Genomic DNA, 843 nt, shown 5'->3' with positions numbered 1-843 from the left:
AAGAAGGAGAGCGTGGTCGGGAGTAACATTTATACTTCTTTTTTTAGCAGTGCTTATAGTTATAGGATTTAATCAATTCTCAACGTTATTCTTTGCGGCTATAGAAGATACACAATATGGTGAATATAAGGATTTTCATGAAGGTGGTGCTAATATACTTAGGGTTATAGTGGACTCCATCCCACTTATACTTGCTTACAGTGGTAGAGAGAAATTAAGGATTATTTTTCCGAATAGTGATTATATTGTAAATATGGCCTTGTTAGGTTCTGTTTTTATGCTCATTTCAACGCAGAATTGGATTTTCGCAAGGTTTTCCATTTATTTTGGACTTTATCAACTAATATTAATTTCATGGGTTGTAAAACTTTTCACTGAAAAAGATCGGAAAATTATTTATTATTTGATATTAGTGTTTTATTTTATTTATTTTATGTATGAACATGTAATTACTCTTGGAATTGTTTATAAGAGTAATTTTATTAACCTATAAATAATTTATGAAGGTGAATAATGTTGACAAACGTTATGAAAATCCCACGTATAATACATTACTGTTGGTTTGGGGGAAAAGAAAAACCTGACATAGTCAAAAAATGTATAGATAGCTGGAAAAAGAATTTATCGCAATATGAACTATTAGAATGGGATGAAAAAAATTTTGATATAAATAATAATCCATATGTGCAAGAGGCTTATAAATCAGGAAAGTTTGCGTTTGTTAGTGATTATGTCCGATTGCATGCATTATATAACTTTGGTGGAATTTACTTAGACACGGATGTTGAAGTATTCAAATCTTTCGATACTCTATTGCACCATGATTCTTTTTGGGGGTTTGAA

At 30.1% G+C, this 843-nt stretch carries 2 protein-coding genes; both read left to right on the top strand.

Annotated elements, in window-relative coordinates; all coding sequences use genetic code 11:
* The coding region (locus tag KVT34_RS29190) for an EpsG family protein (RefSeq protein WP_217563182.1) at positions 1 to 493 on the top strand (493 nt) is incomplete at its 5' end.
* A 20-nt stretch (positions 494 to 513) separates the two neighbouring features.
* Positions 514 to 843: glycosyltransferase family 32 protein (locus tag KVT34_RS32115; RefSeq protein WP_302695696.1), on the top strand; the 330-nt coding region annotated here is incomplete at its 3' end.

It is taken from the genome of Paenibacillus sp. GbtcB18, from assembly GCF_019091125.1.
Lineage (GTDB): Bacteria > Bacillota > Bacilli > Paenibacillales > NBRC-103111 > Paenibacillus_F > Paenibacillus_F chitinolyticus.
The sequence above is the reverse complement of the archived record's forward strand: the minus strand, read 5'-3'. Positions and strand labels throughout refer to the sequence as shown.